The 20,265-nt window shown below is 68.3% G+C and carries 17 protein-coding genes; 10 read left to right on the top strand and 7 right to left on the bottom strand.

Annotation, left to right across the window (positions count from 1 at the left end; translation table 11 throughout):
- Window positions 1-38 precede the first annotated feature (38 nt).
- Genes VMD50_RS13430 through VMD50_RS13440 form a run of 3 tightly spaced genes read left to right on the top strand, consistent with a single transcriptional unit; the run spans window position 39 to window position 3,894 of the window.
- Window positions 39-2,264: an acyl-CoA dehydrogenase family protein gene (locus VMD50_RS13430; protein ID WP_325428230.1), complete on the top strand. Its 2,226-nt coding sequence runs from the start codon at window positions 39-41 to the stop codon at window positions 2,262-2,264.
- An 8-nt stretch (window positions 2,265-2,272) separates the two neighbouring features.
- Window positions 2,273-3,481, top strand: a complete 1,209-nt coding sequence (locus VMD50_RS13435; RefSeq protein ID WP_325428231.1) for a thiolase family protein — start codon at window positions 2,273-2,275, stop codon at window positions 3,479-3,481.
- A gap of 2 nt (window positions 3,482-3,483) precedes the next feature.
- Window positions 3,484-3,894, top strand: a complete 411-nt coding sequence (locus tag VMD50_RS13440) for a Zn-ribbon domain-containing OB-fold protein (RefSeq protein ID WP_325428232.1) — start codon at window positions 3,484-3,486, stop codon at window positions 3,892-3,894.
- 73 nt (window positions 3,895-3,967) lie between these two features.
- On the opposite strand, the gene VMD50_RS13445 is transcribed toward VMD50_RS13440, so the two are convergent.
- Both VMD50_RS13445 and VMD50_RS13450 read right to left on the bottom strand, forming a co-directional pair.
- Window positions 3,968-5,140, bottom strand: coding sequence for a sulfotransferase family protein (locus VMD50_RS13445; protein ID WP_325428233.1), 1,173 nt, complete (start codon window positions 5,138-5,140; stop codon window positions 3,968-3,970).
- Window positions 5,137-6,228, bottom strand: a complete 1,092-nt coding sequence (locus tag VMD50_RS13450) for a DUF1214 domain-containing protein (RefSeq protein ID WP_325428234.1) — start codon at window positions 6,226-6,228, stop codon at window positions 5,137-5,139. The genes VMD50_RS13445 and VMD50_RS13450 overlap by 4 nt, the downstream gene beginning before the upstream one ends.
- Window positions 6,229-6,443: 215 nt before the next feature.
- On the opposite strand from VMD50_RS13450, the gene VMD50_RS13455 reads away from it, so the two are divergent.
- The 6 genes from VMD50_RS13455 to VMD50_RS13480 are packed head-to-tail and all read left to right on the top strand — an operon-like array spanning window position 6,444 to window position 12,686.
- Window positions 6,444-7,781 carry an amidohydrolase family protein gene (locus VMD50_RS13455; protein ID WP_325428235.1) on the top strand — a complete coding sequence of 446 codons (1,338 nt, stop codon included), beginning with the start codon at window positions 6,444-6,446 and terminating at the stop codon, window positions 7,779-7,781.
- 2 nt (window positions 7,782-7,783) lie between these two features.
- Complete coding sequence (locus tag VMD50_RS13460; protein ID WP_325428236.1) at window positions 7,784-10,120, top strand: CaiB/BaiF CoA-transferase family protein; 2,337 nt, start codon at window positions 7,784-7,786, stop codon at window positions 10,118-10,120.
- Between the two features lies 1 nt (window position 10,121).
- Window positions 10,122-10,451 (top strand): hypothetical protein, encoded by a 330-nt coding sequence (locus tag VMD50_RS13465; protein WP_325428237.1) that lies wholly within the window; start codon window positions 10,122-10,124, stop codon window positions 10,449-10,451.
- A complete protein-coding gene (locus VMD50_RS13470; protein ID WP_325428238.1) occupies window positions 10,441-11,607 on the top strand; it encodes a thiolase family protein in 1,167 nt (388 codons plus the stop codon). Before VMD50_RS13465 ends, VMD50_RS13470 begins: the two co-directional genes overlap by 11 nt.
- Complete coding sequence (locus tag VMD50_RS13475) at window positions 11,604-12,026, top strand: Zn-ribbon domain-containing OB-fold protein (RefSeq protein WP_325428239.1); 423 nt, start codon at window positions 11,604-11,606, stop codon at window positions 12,024-12,026. The genes VMD50_RS13470 and VMD50_RS13475 overlap by 4 nt, the downstream gene beginning before the upstream one ends.
- Before the next feature lie 6 nt (window positions 12,027-12,032).
- Window positions 12,033-12,686 (top strand): PadR family transcriptional regulator, encoded by a 654-nt coding sequence (locus VMD50_RS13480; RefSeq protein WP_325428240.1) that lies wholly within the window; start codon window positions 12,033-12,035, stop codon window positions 12,684-12,686.
- On the opposite strand, the gene fadD1 is transcribed toward VMD50_RS13480, so the two are convergent.
- The 3 genes from fadD1 to VMD50_RS13495 form a co-directional block, all read right to left on the bottom strand.
- Window positions 12,683-14,323 carry a fatty-acid--CoA ligase FadD1 gene (gene fadD1, locus VMD50_RS13485; protein ID WP_325428241.1) on the bottom strand — a complete coding sequence of 547 codons (1,641 nt, stop codon included), beginning with the start codon at window positions 14,321-14,323 and terminating at the stop codon, window positions 12,683-12,685. The two genes, VMD50_RS13480 and fadD1, sit on opposite strands and share 4 nt — an antisense overlap.
- A 73-nt stretch (window positions 14,324-14,396) precedes the next feature.
- Window positions 14,397-15,158: an SDR family NAD(P)-dependent oxidoreductase gene (locus VMD50_RS13490; RefSeq protein WP_325428242.1), complete on the bottom strand. Its 762-nt coding sequence runs from the start codon at window positions 15,156-15,158 to the stop codon at window positions 14,397-14,399.
- Between the two features lie 37 nt (window positions 15,159-15,195).
- Window positions 15,196-16,026 (bottom strand): alpha/beta fold hydrolase, encoded by an 831-nt coding sequence (locus VMD50_RS13495; protein ID WP_325428243.1) that lies wholly within the window; start codon window positions 16,024-16,026, stop codon window positions 15,196-15,198.
- A gap of 67 nt (window positions 16,027-16,093) precedes the next feature.
- Here VMD50_RS13495 and VMD50_RS13500 point away from each other — a divergent pair, with 67 nt between their 5' ends.
- The gene (locus VMD50_RS13500; RefSeq protein ID WP_325428244.1) at window positions 16,094-16,699 is read left to right on the top strand and encodes a TetR/AcrR family transcriptional regulator; all 606 of its coding nucleotides are present in this window, start codon (window positions 16,094-16,096) and stop codon (window positions 16,697-16,699) included.
- Here VMD50_RS13500 and VMD50_RS13505 read toward each other — a convergent pair whose 3' ends face one another.
- Together VMD50_RS13505 and VMD50_RS13510 are read right to left on the bottom strand one after the other, a co-directional pair.
- Window positions 16,700-17,122: a nitroreductase family deazaflavin-dependent oxidoreductase gene (locus tag VMD50_RS13505; protein ID WP_325428245.1), complete on the bottom strand. Its 423-nt coding sequence runs from the start codon at window positions 17,120-17,122 to the stop codon at window positions 16,700-16,702.
- A gap of 125 nt (window positions 17,123-17,247) precedes the next feature.
- Window positions 17,248-20,259, bottom strand: coding sequence for an MMPL family transporter (locus VMD50_RS13510; protein WP_414686061.1), 3,012 nt, complete (start codon window positions 20,257-20,259; stop codon window positions 17,248-17,250).
- Between the last annotated feature and the right edge of the window lie 6 nt (window positions 20,260-20,265).

The raw sequence follows: 20,265 nt of genomic DNA on the forward strand, positions 1-20,265 counted from the left end.
TCGATGGCGTGTCGTCTCAGCCGGACGGGGTCGCCGCTATGACGCTGGGGCTGAGCCCGGAGCAGCAGGCCCTCGGCGACGCCGTCGTCCAGTTCGCCACTCGGCACGCCCCGATCGCCGAGACCCGCGACAGTTTCGATGCCTTGGCGGCGGGGCAACTCCCGGCGTGGTGGGAAACCTTGGCCGCCAATGGCTTTCACGCGGTACATCTGCCGGAGCGGCTCGGCGGCCAGGGCGGGCGGCTGATCGACGCGGCATGCGTACTCGAGTCGGCGGGCAGGACGTTGCTGCCCGGCCCGCTGCTGCCGACGGTGACGACGGGAGCCGTTGCGCTGCTGGCCGATCCGTCACCGAGCGCCGAATCACTGCTGCGTGATCTCGCATCCGGCCTACCCGCGGCGGTCGTCCTTCCCGACGGCGGCGACTTCCGGGCACGCGCCGACGGCGACGGATGGCTGGTCAGCGGCCAGTCGGATGTCACCGCGGGCGTGTGTTCGGCGCAGGTGATCCTGGTCGGCGCCCGGACCGACGACGGCGACCTCGCCTGGATTGTGGTCGATACCCAAAAGCCCACGGCGACGGTCGAATCGATACACGGTACCGACCTGGTCTGCGACGTCGGGATCTTGCGGCTGAACGACTATCGCGGCCTCGAGCCCGCCGCGCTGACCGGCATCGACGCCGACCGCGCACAGTGCGTCGCCGTGGGGCTGGTGGCCAGCATGATGGCCGGAATCGCGCAGTGGTGCGTCGAAGCGGTCACCGCGCACCTGCGCATCCGCGAGCAGTTCGGGAAGGTGATCGGCACCTTCCAGGCGCTGCAGCACAACGCGGCGACGCTGTTGATCAACAGCGAGCTGGCCACAGCGGCCGCTTGGGATGCCGTGCGCGCCGTCGACGAATCGCTCGACCAGCTCCAATTGGCGGCGGCCGCGGCGGCGGTGATCGCGGTCTCGCCGGTGCCGGACCTGGTGCTCGACGCGCTGACGATGTTCGGCGCCGTCGGTTTCACCTGGGAGCACGACGTGCACCTCTACTGGAGGCGCGCCACCAGCCTCGCCGCGTCGATGGGCCCGGCGACCCGGTGGGCGCGGCGCCTGGGACAACTGACGTGCACCCAGCAACGCGACATGTCCGTCGACCTCGGCGAGGCCGAATCGGAGTTCCGGGCAAAGGTGGCCGACACCCTGGATAAGGCGCTGACGCTCCGCAACGACCGACCCGGACGGCAGGGCGACTACGAAAACTTCGAGGCCGGGCAGCAACGCACGTTGATCGCCGAGGCGGGACTGATCGCGCCGCACTGGCCTACGCCGTGGGGACTCGACGCGGACCCACTGCAGCAGCTCATCATCGACGAGGAGTTCGACAAGCGACCCGCACTGGTCCGTCCGTCGCTGGGCATCGCCGAGTGGATCCTGCCCTCGGTGCTGCGCGCCGCACCAAAAGACCTGCAGGAGCGGCTGATTCCACCGACGCAACGCGGCGAGATCGCCTGGTGCCAGCTGTTCAGCGAGCCCGGCGCCGGCTCCGACCTGGCCTCCCTGACCACCCGCGCAACAAAGGTCGACGGCGGCTGGAACATCAAGGGACACAAGATCTGGACGTCGGCCGCGCACCGGGCGGACTTCGGGGCGCTGCTGGCGCGCACCGACCCCGACGCCGGCAAGCACCGCGGCATCGGCTACTTCATCGTCGACATGCGATCCGAGGGCATCGAGATCCAGCCGATCAAGACCGCCACCGGCGAGGCGCATTTCAACGAGGTCTTCCTCAACGACGTTTTCGTGCCCGACGACATGCTTCTGGGCGCTCCGACCGACGGGTGGAGCCTCGCGATCGCCACCATGGCCGAAGAGCGTTCGGCCATCAGCGGATACGTCCACTACGACCGGGCGGTCGCGCTGCGCCGGCTCGCCGCGGAACCCGGGCCGGACGGCGACGATGCGCAGCGCGCCCTCGGCGAACTGGACGCCTACACCAACGCGATCAAGGCGCTCGGGGTGCGGGAGACGATCCGGTTGCTCGACGGCCAGGCGTCGGGGCCGGCGTCGAGCATCGCCAAAGTGGCGATGAACGTGCTGCTGCGACGCACGTTCAAGGCCACGCTGGAGCTGACCGGGCGGACGGCGATGGTCGCCGACACCGACCCGGCGATTGTGGAGCCGTACCTGCACCTGCCCGCCGAGCTGCTCGGCGGCGGAACCAGGGAGATCCAGCTGAACATCATCGCCCACATGATTCTCGGGCTGCCCCGAAAGTAGGATGCCCCATGGGATTACGAGGTGAAGCCGCGATCGTCGGCTACGTCGAGCTGCCGCCCGAGCGGCTGGCCAAGGCGTCGCCCGCACCATTCGTCATCGAACAATGGGCCGAACTCGCCGCGGCCGCGCTCGAGGACGCCGGACTGCCGGGCGACGTCGTGAACGGCATCGCGGCGTCGCACCTGGCCGAGTCGGAGATCTTCGTGCCCTCGACGATCGCCGAATACCTCGGCATCGGAGCCAGATTCGCCGAGCTGGTCGACCTCGGGGGAGCCAGCGCCGCCGCGATGGTCTGGCGGGCGGCCGCGGTGATCGAACTCGGGATTTGCGACGCGGTCCTGTGCGCGCTGCCCGCCAGGTACATCACGCCGTCATCGAAGAAGAAACCCCGCCGACTCGTGGACGCGATGTTCTTCGGCTCGTCGAGCAACCAATACGGCTCTCCGCAGGCGGAATTCGAGATCCCGTACGGCAACCTCGGGCAGAACGGCCCCTATGGGCAGGTGGCCACGCGCTACGCGGCGGTCTACGGCTACGACGAGCGGGCGATGGCCAAGATCGTCGTCGACCAGCGCGTCAACGCCAACCACACCGAAGGCGCGATCTGGAAGGACACGCCGCTCACCATCGAGGACGTCCTCGCCAGCCCGGTCATCGCCGACCCCCTGCACATGCTGGAGATCGTGATGCCCTGCGTCGGGGGCGCCGCCGTCGTCGTCGCGAACGCCGACATCGCCAAGCGGGCGCGCCACCGACCGGTGTGGATCAAGGGATTTGGCGAGCACGTGCCGTTCAAGACCCCGACCTACGCCGAGGACCTGCTGCGGACCCCGATCGCGGCGGCGGCCGACACCGCCTTCGCCATGACCGGATTGGGCCGTGACGACATGGACATGGTGTCGATCTATGACTGCTACACGATCACCGTGCTGCTGTCGCTCGAGGACGCCGGGTTCTGCGAGAAGGGCACCGGCATGGAGTTCGTCGCCGACCACGACCTGACATTCCGCGGTGACTTCCCGCTGAACACCGCCGGCGGCCAACTGGGCTTCGGCCAGGCGGGATTGGCGGGTGGGATGCATCACGTGTGCGACGCCACCCGCCAGATCATGGGGCGCGCGGGCGCCGCCCAGGTCGCCGATTGCAATCGGGCCTTCGTGTCCGGCAACGGCGGCATCCTGTCCGAGCAGACGACGCTCATCCTGCAGGGGGACTGACGATGCACTTCGAGCGGCCCATGCCCGTCAAAACGCCGACCACCGTGCCGTTTTGGGATGCGCTGGCACAGCACCGCATCGTCATCCAGTACTCGCCGTCGGCGCAGAGCTATGTGTTCTATCCGCGCGTGCGCGCCCCGCGCACGCTGGCGGACGACCTGGAATGGCGCGAGATATCCGGCATGGGAACGCTATATTCGTTCACCGTAGCCCGCCGGCCCGTCGGCCCGCACTTCGCCGATGCCGTTCCGCAGCTGCTGGCGATCGTCGAATGGGACGAGGGGCCAAGGTTTTCCACCGAGATGGTCAACGTCGATCCGGGTGATCTGAGGGTGGGGATGCGGGTGCGGCCGGTGTTCTGCGACTACCCCGAGCATGAGGTCACCATGCTGCGCTACGAACCGGCGGATTGACGCGTCGAGATCGACGTTACCGACACGTCCTCTCGAACTTCTTCGCGCTCGCGTCGATCTCGGCGCCGGGACGTCAGCGCAGCCGCTCGGTCGGCACCCCGTAGCGGTCCTGGTAGGCGCTGACCTTCGAGCGGACCTCGGCGGCGTCCAGGCCGGTGTCTGCCCACGTGTAGCGGCCGGCCCCGCCGTCGCCGGGGTGGGTGGCGAGGAAGTCACGCATCCGCTGCGCGGCTTCGGGCCGCAGTTCCCGGCCGAGCCTCCGGTAGATGTCGTTGATCGTCGTCCAGGGGTCGTTCATGAAATCGGCGAACAACACGTCGATCACGCGTCCGGGTGGGATGGCGGCGGCGTCGCGCAGCGCCATTTCACGCTCGAGCCCGACGACGATCTCCTCGTAGGACTGCGCGGCGCACTCGGCGATGTTCGATTCGTCGCTGGCCATCCGCCGGAGGTGGTCGGTGAGCGCGGCGATGGAAGAGATGACGTTGAGCGGATCGCGGTGCGTCTGCACCACCAACGCGTCGGGATACTCGGCGAGCAGGGCATCGAGGTGCCACAGGTGCGCCGGCGACTTCAGCAGCCACTGCCCGGGAACGCCGGACTGCAGGTGCTGCAGGAAGATTCGGTGAAAGCGGTAGGCGCCCGCGTGGTCCGCCTCGTAGAGCAGCCAGCGGTAGTAGCTCGGCAGGCGGTACTGCACCGAGAAGATCATGCTGGTGAACTCGCCGGCCGTGATGCGGACGCACTCCTGCCCGACGAGAGCGCCCATCGGGTGGAACGCCAACAAGCCGGGGATGATCTGCTCGGAGAGTTCGATGCCGGCCTGCGTCTGAGCGATGCGCGGATCGGTGTGATAGGTCTCCGGCCGCGGGACCGGGCAGGGCGCGTCCACCTCCCACGTCAGCGGCGCACGCAGGTCGGGGTCCTGGGCGAGCAGGTCATAGAGGATCGTGGTGCCGGTGCGGGGCTGGCCGACGATGAAGATCGGCGCGGTGATCGGCTCACCGGCGATTTCGGGATGCTTGTTGCGCCAGTCGATTACACCCAGCCGGTTCTTGAGTGCCCGCATGATGTCGAGGTATGCGATCTCCACTCCGATGGGCGAGAGCCGGGCTTCGTCGACCAGCCCGTCGGTGAGGCGCTGCAACCCGGGTTGCCATCCGTCCGCGCCGAAGTCGTCGCTTTCGGCCTCTTCGCAGGCGGTGGCGATGAGACGTTCCGGGGCGAACCGCTCGGTCGGCGTCATGGCCGGTGCGTCCCTTCGCGGACCGACACGGAGACGTCGGGCGGGCTGGGGTTGTCCAGCCAGCGCAGGACCACGAACCCGCGGTGCCGGCCACCGGTGTCCAGCCAATGGCCAAAGCCGTAGTCCTCGGCGGAGATTGCGATCCGCACCCGCCGGTCCGCGTCGGGTTGCACGGCACGATTGGTGACCGAGCTGTGCCGGCGGCGCGGCTCCAGGCACTCGTGCCAGAGGCTTTCCAGCGTGACGTTCCAGTAGCGGGTGTCGGGTGGCGCGATGTCGAGCACGAGCGCCTCGCCGGGATCGAGCCGGAAGGTCCCCATCATGTACAGGTTGTCCGGGGTGGTGTCGGCGGCGCCCAGATCGGCCGCCTCGGCGGTCAGCAGCGTGTTGGGGTTGTCCAGGAGCTCGGGCTTGATGGTGCGGTGCATCGTCACGAGTTTCATCAGCGTCCACGCCATCGCGGTGAACTGGTCGGCGAGTTCACCGTCAGTCAGCGGGGCCACGGGGTCGGGGTCGAGGGCGTCGATGCGTAGCGTGGCCAACGTCTCGGAGGCGGGCTGGCCGATGTATTCCCGCACGACGACCGACGACGCGTCGTCGGGAATCTTCACCCACTGAGCGCCGGCAAGATCGGCGGGTTCCTCCGCCGAGAGGACCAGCGTGAATTCGCCGTCATTCAGGACCAAGTCGGTGTCGCTGACGTAGTTGGCCATCCGGCGCGGGGTCAGGCCGGCGCCCGCGAGGATCTGAAAGCCGAGGTAGGCGCTCGTGCCGCGGGTGCCGGTGATCCGGTAGCGCCGATCACCGCGGATCATCGCCAGGTAGTAGTTGCCGTCGGGGTTAGGCCCGCCGATCATCCTTGTCGGGGAACACATGTCGAAGAACGATGGCCGGTCGGGGTCGGCCTCGACGGACAATTGCGAGCACAACGACGAGACGCGGGCGATGACGCGCAGCCCTTCGAGAAGTTCCCGTTCCGATTCGGCGTCCTCGGTCACGATCTTGGTGACGTCGGCCAGCATCTGCTGGAAGAAGTGCCACGCGGCGTGCGCCTTCGGCGCGGCGTGAAACGCCTCATTCTCGGTCATGGTCATATGCATAGACCATGGCACGGCATCTGGGCTAGCCCGGGACCGTGACGGACTATTAGTCCGCAATCGCTGCGGGCCCGTGGCCTGCCGGGTCGGCCTGATTTCTGTCTTTCCGGCCCTTGCCTGCGGCGATTTGGCGACGGGCCGGCGTTGACACTGTGACGGAAGCCATTGTCTACTAGTCACTATATCGGCACGCGAGGGAGTGCGGCATGCACAAGGACGACCTGATCCTGATCAGCGTGGACGACCACATCGCCGAGCCCGCCGACATGTTCGACGCGCATGTGCCCGCCAAGTACCGCGAACGCGCGCCCCGGGTGGTCATCGAACCCGATGGCGTCCAGCAGTGGTACTACGGCGAGGTTCGCGGACGCAACATGGGCCTGAATGCCGTCGCCGGAAAACCCCGCGAGATGTACAACATCGACGCCTCGCGCTACGACGAGATGCGGCCGGGCTGCTTCAACGTCGACGAGCGGGTCCGTGACATGAACGCGGGCGGGCAGCTGGCGGGCCTGAACTTCCCGAACTTCACCGGCTTCTCGGGCCAGGTGCTCAACCAGGGCCCCGACCGCGAGGCCAACCTGGTGATGATCAAGGCCTACAACGACTGGCACGTCGACGAGTGGTGCGCGGCCCACCCGGGCCGGTTTATCCCGTGCGGCATCCTGCCGCTGTTCGACGTGGCTGAAGCGGCGAAGGAAGTGAAGCGCCTGGCCGGCAAGGGCTGCCACGCGGTGACGTTCTCGGAGAATCCGGAAGCGTTGCAGATGCCCAGCATTCACACCAAGTACTGGTACCCGTTGTTCGAGGCCGTCTGCGAGAACAAGACGGTGCTGTGCACTCACGTCGGCTCCGCGTCGCGATCCCCGCAGGTGTCGAGCGACGCGCCGCCCAGTGTGCAGATGACGGCGTCGTCGATGATGAGCATGTTCACCTTCACCGAGCTGATCTGGGCCGAATTCTGGGCCGACTTCCCGCAACTGAAGTTTTCCCTCACCGAGGGCGACGTCGGCTGGATTCCATACTTCCTGTGGCGCGCCGAGCACGTCTACAAAAGGCACTCGGGCTGGACTCTCGCGGAGTTCCCGCCGGGCTACCGCGGACCGACCGACGTGTTCAAGCGCCACTTCTACACCTGCTTCATCAGCGACAAGGTCGGGGTGCGCAACATGGACTGGTTCAACGAGGACATGCTGTGCTGGGAGTCCGACTTCCCGCATTCCGACAGCAATTGGCCGTTCGCTCCGGAGGACGTCATGGACACCATGGGCCATCTCGACGACGCGGTCATCAACAAGATCACCCACGAAAACGCCATGGCCGCATACTCCTTCGACCCGTTCCGGCATATACCTAAGGACCACGCCCGCGCCGGCTACCTCCGCGCACAGGCCACCGACGTCGACGTGGTCACCCATGTCGGCCGCCGGGCCGGACAGCGTGACCGCGACGCGTGGACGCGCATGACGCAGTTCGCGCTGCAGGCACAGCTGACTGCAGAGGCTTCGGGTATCGCGGGGCGCGCCACCACCCTGGGCAACTGAGCGTGGCCGCCCGGGCACCGTTCGCCGACTGGCGGGTGCTGGAACTGTCCAACGGCATCGCGGTGTCCTACTGCGGGAAGATGTTCGCCGATGCGGGCGCCGAGGTCGTGAAAATCGAGTCGCGCCAGGGCGATTCGCTGCGCCGGTGGTCAGCTTGTCCCGACGGCCCCAGTGGGGCGCTGTTCGGCTACCTGGCCGCGGGCAAGAAGTCGGTGAACGACGACGCGGAGACCACGACGCTGCTGGCCGGCGCCGACATCGTGCTCACCGACCTGACCGACGGCCGGACCCTCGACGACGTCACGGCCCACACCGGCCCGTCGGCCGTGGTCGTGGCCGTGACGCCGTTCGGCATGACGGGACCCTACGTCGACGACCAGGTGGTGGCCAACGAGTTCATCCTGCAGGCGTTGTGCGGCTCGATCGCCGGCCGGGGCTGGCCCGGTGACGAGCCGGTGCAGGCCGGCGGGCGGCTGGGTGAGTGGCTGGCGGGCACCTTCGCCGCGGCGGTCGCCGCCGCCTCCGCGCGCCACGCCGCCCGGGGCGGGGGCGGCGAGGTCGTCGACGTCTCGACGTACGAGGCGATGGTCATCGCGATGGGCGGGCTGTCGACCATGTCGGCCAGCGTGCTGGGCGCGGATTCCCTGCTGTACCAACGCAGCCTGGAACTGCCGTCGATCGTTCCCACCGCCGACGGCATGGTCGGGTTCTGCACGATCACCGCGCAGCAGTTCCAGGACTTTCTGGTCATGATCGATCGCGCCGACCTGGTGGACGACGCCGAACTGGCCTCGTTCGCCGGCCGCGTCGAGCGCCGCGACGAGTTCCTCGGCATGGTCACCCGGTGGACCCAGTCCCGCACCACCGAGGAGATCGTCGACCTCGCGGTGGCGTTCCGCATCCCGGTGGCGCCGATCGCCACCCCGGCCACACTGCCCACCGTCGACCACTTCGTGCAGCGCGGGGTCTTCGTCGAATCGGAGCTCGGGGTGCTGCAGCCGCGTGTGCCGTACCGCAGCGAGGCGATGACGACCACTCCGCCTGGGCGGCCCCCACGGCTCGGCGCCGACAACGGCCGCATCCGCTGGCCGGTGCGACCCGACCGGCTCCGCGCGGACGCCGGCGCGCTTCCGTTGTGCGACATACGGGTAACGGACCTGACGGCATTCTGGGCGGGACCGGTCGCAACCCAGCTGCTCGGTGCGCTCGGCGCCGACGTGATCAAACTCGAGGGCGTCCGCCGGCCCGACGGCATGAGGTTTTCCGCGGGCCGCCCGCCCGACTGGGACCAATGGTGGGAGTGGGGCCCGGTATTCCTGTGCAGCAACAACAACAAGCGCGGCATCAGCGTCGAGCTGAGCACCGACGCCGGGCGCGCGATCGCATTAGAGCTCGTGGCGGCAAGCGATCTCGTCATCGAGAACTTCTCGCCGCGGGTGATGGACAATTTCGGGTTGACCTGGGACGCCGTGGCCGCGGCCAACCCGCGCGCGATCATGGTCCGCATGCCGGCATTCGGCCTCGACGGCCCCTGGCGCGACCGCGTCGGCTTCGCCCAGACCATGGAGCAGGCGACCGGGATGGCGTGGATGACCGGACATGCCGACGGACCGCCGGTGATTCCGCGCGGGGTGTGCGACCCGATAGCGGGGCTGCATGCCGCGTTCGCCGCGATCGCGGCGCTGGCGATCCGCGACCGGGGAGGGGCCGGGATGCACGTCGAATCCACCATGGTCGAGGCCGCGCTGAACGTGGCCGCCGAAATGCTGGTGGAGTACTCGCGCAACGGAATCGAGCTGCGCCGTGATGGAAACCGCGGCCCCGGCGCAACCCCGCAGGGCGTGTATCCGTGTCGGGGTGACGACGACTGGGTGGCGCTGGCCGCGATGGACGACGCCGCCCGGGTGGCGTTGGCGAGGCTCATCGGGCGACCCGAGCTCGGCGCACACGCGGCCGCGTGGCGCGAACGCGCCGACGAAATCGACAAGCTGATCTCCGATTGGACCGCGCGCCATCCGGTGGCACGGGCGGTGGCAGCGCTGCGCGGCGACGGGGTGGCCGCGGCGCCCGTCACCGCGCCGGCGGACCTGCTGAGCGACCCCCAGCTGCTCGCCCGCGGCTTCTGGGAAACCGTCGACCACCCGATTTCCGGCTCGTTTTTGTGCACGGGCATGCCGTTCGCATTCGTCGGCAAGCCCCGGCGCTGGATTCGGCGTGTGCCGCCGCTGTATGGGCAGCACACCGACGAAGTGCTGACGGGCATTCTGGGACGCAGCCGACAAGATCTGCTCGAATTGCGCGCCTCGGGCATCACCAGCGCGCGGCCGGCGGGGTTGTGACATGGCGGTGACGCTGTGCGTGCCGCCGCGCACCGGCGAGCTGTGCGCACCGGTCCGCTTCCTGGTGCGCCGGGACTCCGTGGTGCTGGAGCTGACCGCCCGGCACCGGATCACCGGTGTCGAGTGGGACGAGGGCGAACGCGCCGTGGCCCTCGTCGTCGAGATCACCGACCCGCAAACGGCCCGGCCCATCGACGTGCGAATCGACGTGGTCGAGGCGGGCACGGAGCGAGTCGGGCTGCGGGCCACCAAGATCGGGACCATCACGCGTGACGGACGGCACTACGACGTCGTGGGCACCTACCTGGGAGTCGTCGCGGATGAAAACTAGCCCGCCGAAGCGAACCGCGGCGATCGTCGGGGTGCACAACACCCGGCAGGGCCGCCGGCTGGATGGCGAAAGCTCACGAGGCCTGGCGCTCAAGGCCATTCGCGGAGCCCTCGACGACGCCGGCCTGCGCGTCGACGACGTCGACGGAATCAGCGCGGGGCCGCTGTCCACGGCGCTGATCTACGACCTGCGCCTCGGCCCCGCCTGGCAAGGGCTCGGGTTCGGGGTAGGCATGATCACCGAGGCGGCCACCGCGATCGAACACGGCATGGCCGACGTCGTCGTCCTGGTCGCCGCGCAAGCGGGTGAATACCGCGACCACGAGGCCACGGCGCCGTGGACCAGGCCCGAAAACGAATTCGTGGCGCCCTGGGGGATGTTCACCGCCGCGGAGTTCGCCCTCATCGCCCGGCGCCACATGCACGTCTACGGCACGACGCGCGAACAGCTGTCCGTCGTCGCGGCGACCATCCGCAACAACGGATCGCGCAACCCCGAAGCCGTTTACTACCAACGCGGACCGTTCACGCCGCAGGACATCACCGCGTCACGTCCCATCGCCGACCCGTTTCACCTGCTCGACTGCGCCACCACCTCCGAGGGTGGGTGCGCCCTGGTGGTGGCCAACGTCGGCACGTTGGACGTCGCCGGCCAACCGATCTATGTGCTGGGCAGCGGCGCGGACTTCCACGGCCCGTCGTATCAGCACCCACCGGCGTGGGATCTGGTCGGCCGGCGCGGCGATCACGTGAACGGCGTGGTCGGCAGGCGGGCGGCCGACCGCGCGTTCAGCCACGCCGGGCTGCGGCGCGACGACGTGGACGTGCTGGAGCTCTACGATCCGTTCTCCTTCGAAATCATCCGCCAGCTCGAGGCTTTCGGCTTTTGCGGCGACGGCGAGGGCGGGCCGTTTGTCGCCGACGGTCACATCGCCATCGACGGCAGCCATCCGGTCACCACCGACGGAGGAACGATGTCCTTCAGCCACGCGGGCTCCAATCCGCAGATGATGCAGCGGGCCATCCGCGCAGTCGAGCAGCTGCGCGGTCAGGCCGGGGACCTCCAGGTGCCCGACGCGCACGTTGCGTTGTGCAGCAACGGCGGAGCGGGAGCCCTGTTCACCACGGTGCTGATCCTGGGAGACGAACGACCATGACGACCGAACCGCTGCGGCCCCAGAACGGCCCCGTGCCGCACGCCGGCAGCCAGCTCAGCCTCCCCTTCTGGCAGGGCTGCCGATCCGGCGAATTGCGCTACCAATCCTGCGCGGCCTGCGGTGCGGCGAACTTTCCGCCGACCGAGCACTGCCGCCAATGCCTTTCGGTTCAATTACGCTGGGAGCGCAGCGGCGGACTCGGCGAGGTATACAGCTGGACCGTCGTGCATCGCCCCGTCACGGCGGAGTTCGAACCGCCCTACGCGCCGGCGATCATCACGCTGGACGAGGGCTACCAGATGCTGACCAACGTTGTCGGGGTGGCCCCGGACGAGCTGGCCATCGGCCTGCGGGTGCAGGTGCAATTCCACGCCGTCGGTGGCGACGTGACCCTGCCGTATTTCACCGGCCGGAAATAGCCGGCGATGAGCCCGGCGCGCACGAGCAACGGCCTACCGGTGACCGCCTACCTGGTCCTGGGCGTGCTGGCGGCCAATGACGAACAACTCACCGCCGGCGAGGTCAAGATGCGCGCCGAACTGTCGGTGGGCCACTTCTATTGGTCGCCGTCAGTGAGTCACGTACGGCGCGAACTGAATCGGCTGTTGGCGCGCGGGATGGTCAGCGAGATCGGAGCCCAATCGGGCAAGCGCGCGATCACGCTGTACGAGACCACCGACGCCGGCCTGGACGCGCTGCGCCGCTGGGTCCAACACTTTCCGGGCCAGGAACAGGTGGTGATCAAGCACCCGGTCATCCTCCGGACCTGGCTGGCCCGCGGCGAGGACCCCGAGCGGGTGATCGATACCCTCGACCGGCATCTCGAGGCGACCCGGACTCGGCTGGACGAGGCGCTCTGGTCGCGGCAGCGTTCCCGTGAACTCGGCATCATCGACGACCCGGATCAGCGTTTCTCGTTCGCCGTCCTCGACTACGCGATCCGCGGGCTGTACGCGGAGATCTCCAACATCGCCCAGCTGCGCGACGAGATCGCCGGCGGGACACGCCGGGACCCCGTCAAACGGGTGCGACGGGCGAAGGGGCAGATCCGCCGTCGAGCACGCCGGGATCCGGCCTAGACCGATGGTGGCGACCCGCAGCGCCCGGCTAGGCCGTGCTTGCGATCGCCACTGGCCGCGACGCGCCGGTAGGAGGTGCCGCGCGCTTGGCGCTCCCAAAGGTTTTCACCCTCGCCCACGGCCGTTCCCTGGGCGATCAGGTGGCGCTTGAGCACCTTGTGGGTGGCGGTGCTGGGCAGGTCCGCCGCGATGCGGACGTAACGCGGCCAGGCCTTCGGGGACAGGTCGGGCTGCGCAACCAGGAACGCTTCGAACGCGTCGGGCTCGAGCTGTGCGCCGTCGTTGAGGACGATCGCCGCCATCACCTGGTCACCGACCCGCTCGTCGGGGACGGCGTACACCGCGGCGCGGTTGATGGCGCTGTGCCGCAACAGGATTCGTTCGATGGGCGCCGCCGCTAGGTTCTCGCCGTCGACCCGCATCCAGTCGGCGGTACGGCCGGCCAGGTAGATCCAGCCCTCGGCGTCCCGGTAGGCGAGGTCGCCGGACCAGTACATGCCGTGGCGCATCCGTTCGGCGTTGGCGTCGGGATCGTTGTAGTAGCCGGTGAAGAAGCCCGATCCGGTCGTGTTGACCAACTCGCCCACCGCTTCGTCGGCGTTGACCAGCGCCCCGTTGGCATCGAAGCGCGCGACGGCGCATTCGGTGACGGTTTCGCTGTTGTACACCGCGACCCCCTCGACCCCCCGACCGATCGAGCCCTTCGGCGTGCCGGGTTCGCGGATCACGATGACCGCGTTCTCCGTCGAGCCGAACCCGTCCTCGACCTGAACCCCGAACCGGCGCGCGAACTCCTCAATGTCCTTGTCGTTGGCCTCATTACCGAACGCCACCCGCAGTGGGTTGTCGGCGTCGTCGTCGCGTTCGGCGGTGGCCAGAATGTAGGCGAGGGGCTTACCGACGTAGTTCATGTAGGTGGCGCCGTAGCGGCGGATGTCGTCGAGAAAGCTGCTCGCCGAAAACCTCGCCGGCACGATCGCGGCGCCGGAGACCACCGCGGGCGCCCATCCCGCCACGAGGGCGTTGGAGTGAAACAGCGGCATGGACACGTAGCAGGTGTCCTGTTCGGACAGCGCGAAGCGCTGGACCAGGTTGATACCGGCGAACGTCGCCATCAGGTGGGATACCTGGACAGCCTTGGGATTTCCACTCGTCCCCGAGGTGAAGATCATCATGAACGCGTCCATCGCGGTGACTTCGCGGTGGGGGACCAGTTCGCCCGCGCCGCCGACGAACTCGGCCCAGTGCGGCGCCGAGGTGTCCAGGATCTGCGTTCCCTCGAGGTTCAAACCGTCCAGCAGCGGCCGATGTTCGGCGTCGGTCACGAGAAATTGACAGTCGGCCCGCCGGACGTCCGCGGCCAGGGCCTCGCCGCGACGCGTGGTGTTCAGGCCGCACAGCACGTAGCCGCCGAGCCCGGCCGCCGCCATCTGGGCCAGCATCTCGGGTGTGTTGCCCAGCAGGGCGCCGACGTGCAGCGGTCGCCCCGGGCGGGCGGCGGCGACGAAGGCCGCGGCGCGCGCGGTCGACTCCGCCAGGTATTGACTCCAAGTCCATTGCAGGTTGCCGTGTTTGACGGCGACGGCCGGGTCGGACAGGCGCTTGCGCAGCAGCGCCTGGATGGTGTCGTCAGCCATCGGATCGGTCCACCTCCACTGCGAGACGAGACGGTCCGTCTTATCCTAGCGGCGGCTCACCCGCGCCCCGTCCTCAGCCGCCCACCATCATCAGGCCGCCGTCGACGGCGAGCAGCTGCCCGGTGATGAAGCCCGAACCGGCCCCGGCCAGAAAAACCAGCATGGGTCCCAAGTCTCGCGCGGGATCGCCGAGCGCCCCGCCCAGCGGGATCATCATCTTCATCTGCTGGTCGATGAGGGCGGCGGCCTCCGGGCCGAGGAAATCCCGGAATCGGTCCGAGCCGGGCGTTTGCACCGCCGGCGCCAAAGCGTTGACGGTGACGTTGTCGGCGCCCCAGGCTTTGGCGGCCGATCGGGTCCACGCCTGCACCGCACCCTTGGTCGCGGCGTAGACGGCCGCGACCGGGCTGCCCATCACGGCCTCGGACGATCCGAAGTTGATGATCCTGCCGCCCTTGGGGTCTTGGCTTTTCATCACGCCGTAGGCGGCCTGGTTGGTGAGGATCGTCGCCTTGACATTGGTGTCGAGCAGGAACGAAATGTCGTCCGCAGCGATGTAGCCGGGGATGCCGGCCTGCCACAGCCCCGCGGCGTTCACCAGGACGTCGAGCCCACCAAGACGCTCGACCGCCTGCCGCACCATCGCCGAGACCGCATCCGCGTCACGTGCGTCGCACTGCAGCCAGGTGGCCGCCGCACCGTCCGGCGGCGGGGTCTGGTGATAGGTGCCGACGACCTCGGCCCCCGCGTCGGTGAGGACTCCTATGGCGGCCGCGCCGATGCCGGTCGCTCCACCGGTCACCAGGATCCGCCGGCCATGCAGCACGTTTTGCATGTCCGCGAGCGTAACGCCCGCGAAGCGCCGGTCCGCCCTAGGTGCGCACCGCAATCGACGACAGCAGGTCGGCGAGCCGCTGCGGCTGGTCCACCATCGAGAACGTGCGCGCCCCCTCGATGACCTCGAGGCGAGCGTTCGGGATGGTCGCGGCCAGCCGTTCGCCGTCCCCCAGCGCGAAGAACACGTCGTCGGCCGACCAGGCGATGAGGGTGGGCTTGTCGATCTCGGGCAGCCGGGCGGCGACACCGGTGGTCACCTCGGTGCGCAGCGAGAGGGTGAACCGGCGCAGGTCTTCGGCGATGGCGGGATCGGATAGCCCCGGGCGCACCCATTCTTCGGTGAGCGCATCGATGCTGCGATGCGCCAGGCCGTCGAACGCGCGCTTGCGCGCCGCCGGCGCGCGCATGGCCTGGGCCACGGCGCGAAACATCGTCTTGGACTTGGCCGCCAGGATCACCGGCTTGAGGATCGGCGGCGGAAAGTGTTCGAAGGCATCGCAACTCGTGAGCACGAGCGCGCCGAGCCGCTCGGGACGGTGCACCGCGACCAGTTGCGCGACGACCCCGCCGGTGTCGTTGGCCACCAGCACCACGTCCTCGAGGTCAAGGGCGGCAAACACGTCGGCGACGATGCCGGCCATCCCGGTGATCGTGCGATCGGCGCCGGGACGCAGGGGCTGCGGGTGCGCACCCAGCGGCCAGGTGGGGGCGATGCACCGCAGGCCGAGCCGCGCGAGGCGCTCGCTGACCTGGCGCCACAGTTGGCCGCCCATCATGTACCCGTGCACGAACACCACGGGCCTGCCGTCCTCGGGTCCGGTTGCTTCGTAATGAATGGTCCCGGCATTAATGTCGATCGTCGACATAGTTGACTCCCACGTTCGAGATACACTTACAAACAGGCTGTCTGTTCGTAAGTTACCAACAGGTTGTATGGAAATCAAGAGACGGACCCAGGAGGAGCGCTCCGCGGCGACCCGCGACGCGCTGATCTCGGCTGCCCGCAAGCTGTGGGGCCTGCGCGGCTACGCGGAGGTGGGGACGCCGGAGATCGCGACGGCCGCGGGCGTTACCCGCGGCGCGATGTACCACCAGTTCGCCGATAAGGCAACGCTTTTCGCCGAGGTCGTGGAGGCCGTGGAGCAGGACGTGATGGCCCGGATGGCGACGCTGGTCGCCGGGTCGGGAGCGACGACACCGTCGGACGCGATCCGGGCCGCGGTCGACGCCTGGCTCGAGGTCTCCGGCGACCCGGAGGTGCGCCAGCTCATCTTGCTCGACGCGCCCAGCGTGCTCGGCTGGGCCGCCTTCCGCGACGTCGCCCAGCGCTACAGCCTGGGCATGACCGAACAGTTGCTCACCGAGGCCATCAAGGCGGGCCAGCTGGCGGCCCAGCCCGTGCGAGCGTTGGCGCACGTGCTGATCGGAGCGCTCGACGAGGCGGCCATGGCCGTCGCCACCGCCGACGATCCGAAACGCGCCCGCCGTGAGACCGGGGAGGTGCTGCACCGGCTCATCGACGCGATGCTGGACGAATAGTCAGGCGCTTGACCGATGCAGCCACACGAACTGCTTCAGCTCCCTTGCCGGCCGCCGGAAATATGGTGGAATCGCCTGCAGCACAGCCGGGCTCGTCGGGATGATCTCCGGGTGTTCGAGCCGGAATGTGCGTCCGTGCCACGTCACCGTCGCGCGGCCGGACGCCATGAGGTTTCGGCACCAATCCACGTCGGCGCCATAAGACAACCCGATTGCGAAGCCATCTTCGTAGGGAAAGGCGCCAACGGGTGTCACATAAGTCCGACCGGTACGACGTCCGACATGTTCGAGGAGTGCATACGGCGAATGCGGCCTGCCCGCGACCGGGCGAATGATCTTGTTGTACGGCTTGAGCAGCGTGGGTCGCAGCCGTGGGTTGTGCTGCGCGACCTTGGCGACTGCATAACTGACCAACAGCCACATCGTCGCCAGGGAGCCCAGCGTGAGAACGAGCTTGGAGACCGCTCGAAACACAAGGGGTGACAGCCTGGTCCGCATATGGAGAGCGTATCTGCCACCGTCGCAGCGACGGGGCGGTCGAAAGCTTCTCATCGCTGGGGCCACCAACTCCTCTCGCGCAAGAGCGTGGCGATCGCGGGGACGGTGAGCGTACGGACGACGAAGGTGTCCAGCAGCAGCCCGCAGCCGATGACGAATCCGGCCTGGATCATCATGTCGAGCGATCCGACCATGAGACCGAACATGCTGGCCGCGAAGATCAGGCCCGCTGAGGTGATGACGGAGCCGGTGCCGGTGACGGTGCGCAGGACACCGACGCGCATGTTCTGGGTGGATTCCTCGCGTAGGCGGGAGATCACCAGCATGTTGTAGTCCGCGCCGACTGCGATCAGCAGGATGAACGCGAGAAGCGGCACGGGCCAGGCGATGTCGCGTCCGAATCCATACTGGAATACCAAGACTCCCAGGCCGAGGGCGGCAAAATAATTCAATACGACGGTGCCCAGCAGGTAGAGCGGGGCGACCACGGCGCGCAGCAGCAGGATCAGGACGACGCCGACGATCAGCAGGGTAGCGGTGGCCAGGCGGGTGAAGTCCGCGGACAGCAGGTGTTGGAGGTCGGAATTGACGGCGGTGAAGCCGGCCATGGAGATGGCTGCGCCGCCTAGCGAGGTGTTGGGTCGGGCGGCGTTGGCGGTGTCGACGATGGTGTGGTTGAGGGCCATCGCGTCAGCGGAGTAGGGATCGTATGAGGATGTGATGGCGAATCGGGCGGTGCGCCCGTCGGAGGAAATGAATTGGCGTGCCAGATCGCTGAATTGGCGATTCTCGAAGGCGGCTGGCGGGAGGTAGAAGCCCGAGGAGGCGTCTGACCCCGATGTGGCGCGTGCGGAGTTCTGCAGCTGGGCGGCGACTTGGCTCATGCCGCTGAGCAGTTGAATGTTGCTGTCGGCGAGGGCATGCACGCCGGCGGCCAGCGCCTGGGCGCCCGAGGCGAGTCGGCTGACGCCGTCCTGCAGGCGGTGGATGTTGCCGACGAGGTCGGCGGGGTCGCCCGTCGCGCCGAGGGTTTGCTGCATGGTGGTGGCGGCGTTTTGGATGTCGCTGACTGTGCCGGCCAGCGTTGTGCTCTGGCCGAACTGATCGCTGAGACGCGTGACCTGGTCGAAGAATCCGCCGTTGCGCAGAGCGACGAGTACCTGGGTTTCGTCGCGCAGTTGCGTGCATTGCGGCGTGCCGGCGCACCAGGGCGAGGTGTTGAGGCCTTCGATGAGGGGTTCGATCGCCGCGATGGCGGTGGTGGCTTGTTGGGCCAGGGACCCTAGCCCCGCGCCGGCGTGCACGGCCTGATCCAGCGCGGGCGCGGTGGCGTTGAGTTGTTGCAGCAGTGGGCGGCCGCCATCCAGTTTTTGGCCTGCGTTTTGGGCTTGCCTCAACAGGCCCGTCAGCGGTGTCAGCGCGCGACGCAGTGTGGTGTCGAGCCGGCCCAGGCCTGCGGCGAGTTGGTCGGCTCCGGTGGTGAGCTTGGCGAGGTCGTCTCTGTGAGACTGTCCCTCGGCGACCGCGCCGGCCATCTTGTCGCCGATCTGTCCGTTCTGCCATGACAATTGCGCTTGATCGAGCCGGCTGCCGGTGGGGCGGGTGACTCCGGAGACGCGGGTGACTCCGGGGAGCTGGGCGACCCTCGACGCCAGCGAATCGAGGTCGGCGAGTCCTTTTGCCGTGCGCATGTCGATGCCCGATTGCACGAGCAGGAATTCGTTGATGACAGTGTCTTTGGGGAAGTGGCGATTCAGCAGCCGGTAGCCCTGATTGCTGGCGGTGCCGGCGGGTTGGCCTTCGCGGTCGTCGTAGCTGATCGTGATGGTGACGACGACGACTGCCAGGGCGAGCAGTACCGCCAGGCTTGCGGCTAGCAACCGCACCGGCCGTCGGACGACCAGTACGGCAATCCGATTCCAATACCGGCGAGAGAGGTCGGCGCGGGGCTCGGCGATGCCGCGTTTCGCGGCCAGCGCCAACAGCGGCGGCAGCAAAGTGATGGTGGCCAGGAATCCGATCAGCACCGCGATGGCGCAGGCGGGGCCAATCCCTTGGAAGGCGCTCAGGCGGGCGAACATCATGGCCGCCAACGCCAGAGCGACTGTGGCCGCGGAAGCCAAAATGACGCGTCCGATGCTGCCACAGGCGTGAATGATGGCCTGCTCTGCGGCATTTCCGCGGCGGCGTTGCTCGTGGTAGCGGCTGATCAGGAAAACGCTGTAGTCGGTGCCGGCGCCCAGGAGAACGGCGGTCATGAAAGCGATCGTGAACTGCGAAACCGGCACGCCGAACTCACCCAGTGCCGACAGAACCCCCCGGCCGACGGCGACGCTCGCGGCGATGACCAGCAGCGGTAGCAGGGCGGTGGCCACCGAGCGATAGACCAGCAGCAGGATGAGCGCGATGAGGGCGGCGGTCGCGGCCGAGATGATGAGCAGCTCCTGCTCGCCGGAGGCGATCTGATCGCGGAACGTCGCGGCCGGGCCCGTGACGTAGGCGCGCGTCGGGGATCGGTCGAACTGGGTGGCTACGTGCGCGCGTACGGCATCGACCGATTCGGCTGCCTTCGGGTCGCCGAGGGTGCCGGCGATTCCGATCGGCAGGAACCAGGCTTTTCCGTCGTTGCTTACGGCGTGGCTTCGGGTAGTCGGATCAGCGAGTAGATCCTGTACGAGCAGAACGTGCGTTTTGTCGGCGCGCAGTGCGGCCACGAGCGTGTTGTAGCGTTGCCGCGCCGACGGGGTCAGCCCCGCCGGGTCTTCCATCGCGACGACGATCGAGGTCTTGGCGCCCCGTTCGCCGAACGCCGCCGCCATGCGATCGAGTGCTTGAAACGACGGCACGTCGTTAGGCAGGAGCTGTACCGATTGCTGGCGGACGACGGTCTCCAGCTGCGGGAAGGCGACGGCGAGGATCGCCGCGACGCCGATCCACGCCCCTATCACCAAAGCTTTGTGCCGCACGGTGAACCGGCCCACCGCGGCAAGACGCGCACTGTATTCCACGCGGCGTTCATGTGGCGCCCCGCCGCGGCGCGGTGCCGCAACGGCTGCCGTCACACCGCG

Source organism: Mycobacterium sp. (genome assembly GCF_035506235.1).
Lineage (GTDB): Bacteria > Actinomycetota > Actinomycetes > Mycobacteriales > Mycobacteriaceae > Mycobacterium.